Genomic DNA, 10,682 nt, shown 5'->3' on the forward strand with positions numbered 1-10,682 from the left:
CAGTCTGGTGAGAGTTGCCTTGGCCTGAATTCAATATGAGCTTACACCAATTCCATCTCAATCTGACAAGCATCGAAACCTAGATGACTGATCCTGAATTATCGTCATACGGACTATCGGGTGTGTCGTCTATGAGAGGCGCGTCGGCCCCACCATCTTCGAACAAATCAGCACCATCATCTTCACTCTCACCTTGATCCTCAATCGCATCCATCCAGTCGCTAGACTCTTCAGCTTCAAAGTCCGTTGTCTCATCTTCATCCAGAGAGTCAGGGTTCTCATCACTATTTGAGTCACCAGCATCCTCTTCCGAAGCGATGAGATCAAAGACGGTGCGATCTTGATCATCATCCTGATCATCGTCTTGTTGTTCGTCCTCGGACTCGCCGTTCTCGTTCGCTGATGCATCACCAGTAGATTCATCATCCTCTCCCTCATCATCTTCGCCAAAGGAATTAGATGACTCGTCTTCGTCTACATCAGAGACGCTGCTGCCAGACTCTGATTCAGCGTTCTCTCCATCCTCATTTTCTTCTTGACCATCGCCTGACCCCGTTTCCGACTCATTAGAGTCTTCATCCTCAGCAAGCCCAAGATCGTCATCTTCATCAACATCGTCTTCCTCATTTCCACCAGAGTCTTCTGAGTCTGGTTCGTCTGACGTGAGCTCCCCTGAGTCGAGTTCGTTTTCATCATTTTCTTCATCCGACGCTGAGACTCCCTCTTCACTTGAGTCTTCGTCTTCAGACTGAGAGTCACCTTCCTCGCCATCATCAGACGTCAGACCAACGCGGGCACCACGGGCAATGATTGACTCATCGCCATCTCTCCCACCCAGATCATCTTCTGATTCATCATCGTCATCAGACTCCTCATCGGTATCTTCGTCCTCTTCCTCATCAGAGTCGTCTTCATCGCCGTCAGACTCTTCGTCGGTATCTTCTTCGCCGTCCTCAAGACCATCTTTATCTTCTAAATCTTCTTCATCCTCGTCTTCGTCCTCAACAAGGCTGGCGGCGGCTTCATCCAAATCAGATAACGCGCTTGGGCCGCCATTATCGGCAGTATCAAAAATCAATGCTCCGGCCCACGGCATAACCTCCTGCCCTGGAATGTCTGCACCGCTGTTCTTATCGTAAACAACACTAGGGCCTTCCGCCTCGTAACGAGTGCCATTTACTTCAATGAAATCTACAATGAGATTCCGGTCGTCAACGCCTTCTTTATAGGCATCATTTGTAAATCGAACTTCGACCGACTGCGGACCATCGGCCCCAAAATCACCGGTCAGGTTAATCAGTTCTGTTTCGCCTTGTTCACGGTCTGCGGTGATCGTGAACGTGCCCATATCTTGGCCATCAATGGTGATCTGAGCTTTCGGAGCTCCCAAGTAATGGTCACCACTGATTTGGATTGTGATTGTGCTGTCTTCACCGCCGCCAATGTCGCCACCTTCCTGACCTTCTGTATCATCCACTACGGCGGGGAGGACTGTGACAGCGATGTCAGCAGATGTTGTCGCTTGATCTCCTGTTGTCTCAGTTGACCGCGCTGAAACCGTCAGATTCAGAGACCCTTCAAAGCCATCGGGCACCGTGACTGACAGCCCTTGCAGATCTTGCGAAGTGAGCGTCCAACTGCCATTGCTATTTGCAGTTCCAGCAGACAGTTGCGCGCCCTCTGGAAGGCCAGACACCTTAACAGATAGAGACTCAGACCCATCTGTATCTATGAGTGACGCCCCAATATTAAGCGCAATGCTCTCTCCAGCTGTGCCTTCTGAGGCTGAAACAATAAGATTGGGTGCGTCAGCGACAGCGGCGACCGCAACATTAACAGCAAATGATGATGTATTCTGATCACCACTGTCTTGCTCTTCTGTTGTCACGTGAACTGTCAATGACAAGTCGCCATCACTGTTTTCCGGGGCCCGCACCTGCACGTTGGCAAAGTCATCCGGATCAACACGCCAGGTTCCGCCGCCAATATTCTCGCCGTGAGACAGCACGGCCCCATCGGGAAGACCTGATATTTCAATGCCGGCAATGGTTTCAGATCCATCATTGTCATCGAGAACAATGGACTGGTTCAGAGCGATAAATGTGTCTTCCACCCCAGACGGCACACCGGGACCACCATTGTCTTCCGTATTGAAGACCAGTTTACCGGCCCATGGCATGACTTCCTGCCCAGCGATATCTGCGCCACTGTTCTTATCGTACACGACGCCTGGGCCACCGGCCTCATAGCGGGTGCCATTGACCTCAACGAATTCAACGATCAGATTCCGGTCACCCACGCCTGCCTTATACGCATCATTGGTGAATTTCACTTCGACAGACCCCGGACCCTCTGATCCAAAATCGCCCGTCAATGTAATTTGCTGGTTTTCGCCCTGCGCACGGTCCGCTGTGACCGTAAAGGTCCCCATATCTTGGCCATCAATAACAATCTGAGCGTTGGGAGATCCCAGGTAGTGATTGCCGCTCACCTGAATGGTAATCGTACTTTCACCATCGGTTGCCGCACCGCCGCCCTGTACACCGTCTGCAACACCCGCGACTGAGACAGGTAGGCTTTCGACTGTGGTTAAGGTTTCACCGGTTGTTGTTTCTTCAACAGTGACAGAAATAGAGAGCTCAAAGTCATCGCTGCTGCCCTCTGGCGGGGTAATAGAAAGACCATCAACTTCCGCAACATCAAGGGTCCATGTTCCATCGCTATTCAGCGTGCCAGCGGAGAGCGTAGCGCCAGAGGGAACACCGGAAATTACGATATCGGTGATCTGTTCAGAACCATCTGCGTCACGCAGACCAATACCGATATCAAGCGGAATACTAGAATCTTCAGTCCCTTCAACCGCAGACACATCTATGCTGGCCCCGTCGACATCGATATCCACGGCGTTGCCGTCCATATCGACGATAGAAATGTCTTCCCAACTCTCGACTGTGAGGTTTAGGTTCGCAAATGTCTGTGGTTCTGTATTACCGCTTTCAATAGCATCCCGTAGCGCTTGGAGGTCGGCCACAATATCAGGGTTACGAAGGTCTTCGGCTGACACGCGAACGGTCAAATCATCCTGACCTGTACCGCCTTTGTAAACATCCGTTCCGGAGGCTTCACCTAGGGTAAAGATGCCAGAGTCGTCACCTTCTCCACCGTCAACAATGTCAGACCCTGCACCACCGTCGAGCAGATCATTACCCGCACCCCCTTCAAGTCTATCGTCACCCTGGTTGCCGTACAGCTGGTCGTTGCCGGCACCGCCGAACAACGTATCGCTGTTTCCTTCAAAGTCGTTAACCACGGGGTCGATATCAACGCGGACGACGAGGTCGTTGTAGTCTTTGTCACCGCCGTTATTGAGATCTTCGAACCCGATGAGCATGCCGCCGGTTTCAGAGTCATAACCAGAGACAACGTGCTGCTTGCCGTCATAGTTGAGCGGAATGCTTGAATCCGTTCCTGCCGTATGGAACACGGACCCTTTAACGTCTGTCACGCCTCCATCAGTGTCGACCCAGACAAGATTTGGATTGGTGCTGTTAACGGTTGCGCCCGCATCACCATCGCGGAATTCAAAATGACCATCATCAAAGTTGCTGAAATTGTTCTTGCTGTAACCATCGGCAACTATAAACAGTGCGAATGTCTCTCCGGCCTCAAGATCGAGCGTGACTGAGGATTCATTAGAGATAAGACTGCCACCAGAGCCCTGTTTTGAGGCGTTCTCAAAGGCCATTTGAACGTCGGTGATTTCACCGTCCGGGCCAATTTTGTAGTAACCCAACGAATTCTTATAGCCCGCACCTTCGTTTAAGAAGGTCAGAGTGACTTGATGGTCAGCCGCAAGCGTAAAGTTTGACCGCGGATCTAAACCATTCACTTCATCTGGATCAACAGAGCGACGTTCCGTCAGATCTGGGAACGGATCGCTATGTGACCAATCGTGTTCAACAACGTCAGGTGTGCCGCTACCAGTGCCTTCATCGCCAATGAGGACATCATCACCGTCGTCACCATGGAGGGTGTCACTACCTTCACCACCTTCTAAGCGGTCATGACCGCCCATGCCATGGAGTTCGTCATCCCCGTCACCGCCGCTTAAAACATCGTCACCAACAGCCGCTTCACGATCCAAAGTGACGTTCACCGTGGCCGTCTTCGTAGACTGAGTTTCCACACCTGTTTCGGGGTCTTGGTCTGTGGCGATTGCCATGACTTCAATTTCAAAGTCAGCAACGTCGCCAGTCAGGGTGAGAGACAGACCATCCCCTGCAATCGCATCTAAATCGTCTTGGCTCAGTTCCCAACGACCGTCATCTAGCAACGTTCCCAGCGACAAGGTAGCCCCTGACGGAATACCTTCAAGAGATACGGTCAATGTTTCTGACTCATCAGAGTCTATGAGAGCTGCGCTGATGTCTAACGATACCACCGACACAAAATTCTGTTGATCGCCATAGATGACGTCGTTGCCTGCATCACCACCGATGACATTATCGCCACCATCACCGGAAAGCTGATCATCGCCGTCCGATGCTGTTTGCTGACTTTCAGTGGCGTTCTGTACTTGGGCCGTCGCTTCGGCACCAACGATTAAATCAGGCGCATCCGCAACCGCGTGTACTTCAACCAGTAAAGTCGCTGAGACAGAATCAGTGTCGCCACTGTCTTCTTCAGAAACAGCTTCGATTTCAAGCTCAAAGTCATCACTGCTGTGCTCTGGCGCTTTAATACTGAGGCCAATGAGTTGATCGGGTGTCAACTCATAACTGTTATCCCCGCTAAACGTGTCACCCGCCTTGTTTGTTAGAACAGCACCGTCAGGAATTTCAGAGATTATGATGTAGGAAAACTCTGACCCATCCTGGTCTGCAAATGCAGCACTGATATCGAGGGCAATAAACGCGTCTTCCTGACCTTCAGCCGCCTGAACAGAAAGTTCTGGCGTATCAACGACAGGCGCAACTTCAATAACCACCGATTGAACGGTCTCAGCTGTTTCACCGGAAGCTTCAGTTGAGGTCACTGTCACGGTGAGTGCGATTTCACCACTGAAATGCTCAGGCCCCTTAATTTGCAAGCCAACGATCTGCTCTGGCGCAAGCTCTAGCGTTTCAAAGCCCGCAAACGTTTCGCCGAGATCATTGGTAAGCGTTGCCCCTTCCGGAATGTCAGAGATCGTAAAGGAAAGAGACTCAGACCCATCTGCGTCAACCAGTTCAGCTTCAATCTCAAGAGGGATAAATTCATCTTCATCCCCTGAATTTGACTGAACCTCCGCCTCGGGCGCGTCGGCGACGGCAGCCACAACAACGGGCAATACAACTGATGTCTCAGCAATATCACCGTCATCTTCCTGCGACACAGCTTCAACCTCTAGATTTAGCGTTCCGCTAAAATGCTCAGGCGGCGTGATGGTAAGACCGGCAATGTCGGCGGGAGAAAGGGTCCAGGTGCCATCTTCATTATCTACACCAGCGGACAAAGTCGCGCCTTCAGGCACATTGCTAATGGTTACAAAAAGAGTCTCTGAGCCATCGTTGTCAGGCAATGTAATGTTGACGGACAGATTTATGGCTGTGTCTTCGTCACCTTGTGCCTCACCCAACGCGATCACAGGTGTGTCAGCCACACCAGTCACGGAAACGAAAACGTTAGCATTGACGACAGTGTCGACACCCGTTGTGCTATTGGCCGTAGCCACAGCCGCTAAGATAGTAAAATCATCATTGGAGTTTTCAGGTGGCGTGATCGTCAAGCCGCTCAATTGCGCCGCCGTGACCGTCCAACTGCCGTCTTCATTTTCAACACCAGCGGATAAAGTCGCGCCCTCTGGAACACCAGTGAAGGTCACTCCAGAAATAGACACCGCAGGGTCATTGCTCTGAGCAAGATCAATAGACAAGGGGATTGGTGAGTCCTCATCGCCGGACGCATCAGCCGCACTCACCCGTGGCGCATCTGGTTCAGGCGCTGGTTCCGGGTCGGGCGCAACAGGCTCAACAACCTCGTCTTCGACCGGGGGGGCAGGATCCTCCTCCACAACCGGCTCTTCTGGGTCTGGTTGAGGATCAGGCGTCGGATCCGGTGTCGGGTCTGGTGTGGGATCTGGTGTGGGGTCGGGTGTTGGGTCCACTGGAGGCTCTACAGCGGTGTCAGGTTCTGTCACGGCTGCCGCTACTTCTGGCGCGTCGCCGCCATCATCGGGGTCCCCATCCGCAGGGTCATCAACCGTTTCAACAGTCTCGTCTGTTTCTTCAGTCTCTTCTTCGGCGTCATCTTCAATCGCGTCTAACTGTTCTTCAATGGTGGGTTCGCCATCTTCCGCAACGCCATCGCCAACAGCGCCCCCAAAGGTTTCAAAGTCACCAACGGTTGTGCGGCCCAATCTGTTTTCACCGGGCTCATCTGGTGCTGGCGGTGTCTCTTCAGGCTCCTGGGTGCGTGATTGCGTTGTGGCACCCCCTCCCGTGTTACCCGTATCCCCAGTATTACCGCCGCCTTGCTGACCGCCTTGATTTGTTAACGGATCGATCTCATCCAACTGATCTGGTGCATTTTGCGACTCAATATTCTCAATTTGCAAATCGTCAATATCGTCTGTTGGGACCGGATCACCACCGGTCGCCTCGCCCTGATAGCCTTCATCACCGCCTTTATGAATGACGCTTAGGGTGTTGGGATCCTGAGGGTTTGTGCTGGCTCCGTCGCCTAGCGGGCGATCAATAGCATCTAGATCTTGGCCTTCGTCGAGATCTAAGGGCTCATTTGTTGGGTCAGCCATGCCTTACCTCTGGAACTATGAAACGTCGATATACCCATAGTGATGCAATTGACGTGCCAGACAGGCAGACAGCTAGCCAGAGAAAGAACGGGCGAGGTGGTTAACGCTCGCGGAACCCCTCGTTCACCGCCGTATAAAACGGCTTCAGCAGATATTGCAGGATGCTCTTTTGCCCGGTTTTGATATCCATCTGGACCGTCATTCCCGGGAACACAGGATTAGCCAGTTGGTCGTGGCCAACGTAGGTCTGGGACAGAGAGGCACGGACCCGATAAAATGGTGTATTGCTCTCATCGAGCATGGTTGTTGCGGACGTAGAAATCACCTGCCCCGGAACAGATCCATAGCGGGAAAAATCATAGGTATGGACTTTGATATCTACCGGCTGGCCACCATTAACGAAGCCGATATCGCGCGTTGAAACACGGCCTTCGATCAGAAAACCGGCATCGACAGGAACAACTTCAGCTACCAATCCCCCAGGGGCAACCACGCCTCCCGCCTGAACAGCAATTTGTTGTACCAGACCGTGGACAGGCGAAAGGGCGGTTAATCTGCTATCTCTATTTTCAAGGCCGCTGAGAATTTGCTCAACTTCGGACAGTTCCGACGAAACTGCACCCAATTGGCGCAGAGCTTCCTGACGAAGGCGGCTATCCAACTCGGCCAGCCGTTGCTCCAATTCAATAATAGACTCTCCAATCGTAGCAGCATTACCAATCAAACGCTGCCCGTTGCCTTTAGCCGTTTCTAACTCGCGTTGAACGCCGAGATACATAACACGGGACAGAAGGCCATCCTCGAATAGCTTTTTACGAACTTCAAACTCGTCTTGAAGGAGCTTAACCTGCCGGCCATTGCTTGCCTGTTGCTCCCGATTTGTGTCCAGCTCTGAGCGCCGTTCGGCAATTTGCTGAACGAGAATATTACGTTGGTTCTGTCGCGACACCATCTCTGACTCGAAAATATTATTTTGATCATTAACCAGAGAGACAAATTCTTCTGGTGCAAAAGTAAAATCAGGTGTGCGGTCTTCGGCGTAGGCTCTGAGCCGCTCTTGCTGAAGCAAGAGTGCAACTTCGCGCACTCTGACTTGCTCCAATTCCGCAGAGGCTGATTGGGCATCGAAGCGGACCAGTGGCGTACCGACGTCAACCAACTCGCCTTCTTGAACAAGAATCTCGGAGACAATCCCGCCTTCCAAGTGTTGAATTGGCCTAACGCTACCAACTGGCACCACCTCACCCATCGCAATCGTAATTTCATCAACCTTCGCTATGGCCGCCCAGACCAAAAAGGTAACAATAAAAAGACCGACGGCCGCGATGCCGCGGGACACCATCTTCGAGGTCCCCGTTTCATGAATGATGTCAGCGTTCGCGATATCGCGAATGCGACGGAATCTAGAATCAAAACTTGTGTTTGCTTCACTCATTACTTGAAACTCCGTAGCCACGGTAAGCGGCTGATTACTTATTTAGGTTGGGCGAAAAACTTTTCTAAGACTTTTTCAGCAGGGCCGAAGAACTTTGTTGCCCCGCGCTCTAGCATCAAGACTTTATCGGCCAGTTTCATATGGCTTGGGCGGTGGGTCACAACCAGAACAGTCGAGGTTTTCTTGAGTTCTTCGACCGCTGAAGTGAACAAATATTCCCCTTCAAAATCGAGACCAGTTACCGGCTCATCCATAAGCACGATCGGTGGCGCTTTGAGATAAGCCCGCGCCAATGACAACCGGACCAACAGACTGGCCGGCAACTTTTCCAATTCACGTGTGCTGATAAGCGTGTTCAGACCTTCAGGTAAACGGTTGAGCTGCTCAGTCGCGCCGGTTCTTTCAATGACTTCAAGCAATTCAGCGTCGGTTGCGGTGGGCAGCGCCAAGCGCAGATTATCGGCGATTGTACCGTCAAACATTTGGGGCACTTGGGGCACATAACCAATGACATGCCTCAATTCCACCGGATCCATTTGCCGAACATCATGACCGTCTATCCTGATGCTGCCGCCTTGGGGTTTGTAAAGACCGGAAAGAACTTTCAGCACGGTCGACTTACCACAGCCGTTTGGCCCAATGATCGCAATCACTTCGCCAGGTTCTGCCGTGAAAGATATGTTGATCAATGCCGGGTCTGTATCCGCGCCATACCGCAGCGTGACGTTGCTGAACTGGACGTGTCCCTGAATGCCTTCAATCGGCTCTAGAATCTGCCTCGGGTCACGCTCCGGGCGCACGGCCATCAACCGGTTGATCTGGCGGATTGAGGAGCCCACTTGACCAATACGGGTCATAGAAACAAAGGCGCTTTGCAGCGGTGCAAGAACACGCCAGACCATCATCATGGTGGCAATGAGCCCTCCTGTGGTCAAAGTACCGGCGATCACTTTATCGATACCAATACCAAGAGTGGCCAGCCCGGCGACGATTGTCATGGAATGACTGATCGTAATAACCAACGCTGCCATCTGCGCATTCTGGAAATTACTGCGCGCGGCCTTTGCAGACAATTGTGCAAACCTCTCGCGCCAAACCTCTTCGGCGCCACTGGCCTTAATCGCGCGCATCTTGTTAACGGTCTCGAGCATCAACTCCTGGCGTTTTGCGCCATGCTGCGCCGCCCGGTTTACGTTGATGCGCACGACACGCACAAAAATGATACCACCGATAATATAGAACGCACCGATCGCGATTGGCACGATCGCCAACGAGCCACCGATAATGGCGATAGCGATAATAAAAAGTGTCGCAAATGGAATATCCAAGGCCGCTTGTCCAACCGGACCATTAAAGATGTCTCTCACCCGTTCCAAGTCTTTGATTCGCGCCACTTGAGCGCCGATTCCGGCGCGCTCTGTGAGACGACTGGGTAAGCCCAGCAGGCGTTCAAAAATCGCATTGCCAACAATGTAGCTGAGGCGTGCGCCTGCATACCCGAGGGTCTTTGATCGTATGCGGCGAAACAGGAAATCAAACGCAAAAGCCAAACCAATCCCGATGGAGAGATAGGCGAGCGTGCTGAATGATTCAGAGGTGATCACCCGATCATAGACAAACATAACGTACAAGGGTGTCGCTAAACCGAGTCCATTTACAAAGAACGAAAGCACAAAGGCTTGCACCAAAAGGCTTTCAAATCGACTCAACTTTGACCGGAACCAACGATCTGGCTCAAGACGGTCATTGTCATCGTCAGGGTCGTGCAGCTCGACGGTAATGACGCGGGCCATACCTGAAGGCTTGGGGCATTCAACCAAAGTCCGGGTTTCATAATCAAAACCGACTATCGTATCGGCAGCACACTCCAGCACAACAAATGCAGGTTCATCGTCAACCATGACGATTGATTTCTCATCAAGCGGGCTTAATTCCGAAAGATCGAAATCAATAATATCTGTACGATATCCGAGCGTTGCAAAAGCGTTTCGAACATCGGTGATGTCCAGGGGCTCCTTGCCCGCCGGAAGCGCTTCTGCAAGATGCCGTGCAGACCCAATCCATCCCTGCGCAACAAGTGCTGCGACAAAGCATGTACCGAGATCTGATTGACCAAGACGCACGGCGATCTCGCCAACAAACAGATCATCAAACCGCGTCTTAAACAAAGCTCTGGGCGAGGTTAAATCGTGCCAATCCTCAACACCAAGGTCTGGCGCGGTTGAAGCCACGACAGACTGTTCACTTATCATAGATTGCTCAGCTGTCATGAGAACACCTTAAGGAGGATGCAAACGCTTTGGGTCATCTTTTGTCACCCTCCGGTCTGTCTTTCGCGCCCTCCGGTCTGTCTTTCGCGCCCTCCGGTCTGTCTTTCGCGCCCTCCGGTCTGTCTTTCGCGCCCTCCGGTCTGTCTTTCGCGCCCTCCGGTCTGTCTTTCGCGAGATCGGAAGA

General features: G+C 52.1%; 3 protein-coding genes. All 3 read right to left on the bottom strand.

The genetic code is table 11. The annotated features are described in order from the left end of the window. Nucleotides 1–79: 79 nt before the first annotated feature. The gene (locus tag RIC29_03875) at nt 80–6,793 is read right to left on the bottom strand and encodes a carbohydrate-binding domain-containing protein (protein MEQ8734038.1); all 6,714 of its coding nucleotides are present in this window, start codon (nt 6,791–6,793) and stop codon (nt 80–82) included. 100 nt (nt 6,794–6,893) lie between these two features. Beyond that, a complete protein-coding gene (locus RIC29_03880) occupies nt 6,894–8,228 on the bottom strand; it encodes an HlyD family type I secretion periplasmic adaptor subunit (GenBank protein MEQ8734039.1) in 1,335 nt (444 codons plus the stop codon). Nucleotides 8,229–8,266: 38 nt separating this feature from the next. Next, nucleotides 8,267–10,498: a peptidase domain-containing ABC transporter gene (locus RIC29_03885; protein MEQ8734040.1), complete on the bottom strand. Its 2,232-nt coding sequence runs from the start codon at nt 10,496–10,498 to the stop codon at nt 8,267–8,269. Nucleotides 10,499–10,682 lie beyond the last annotated feature (184 nt).

The organism is Rhodospirillaceae bacterium, assembly GCA_040219235.1.
Classification (GTDB): Bacteria; Pseudomonadota; Alphaproteobacteria; order Rhodospirillales; family Rhodospirillaceae; genus WLXB01.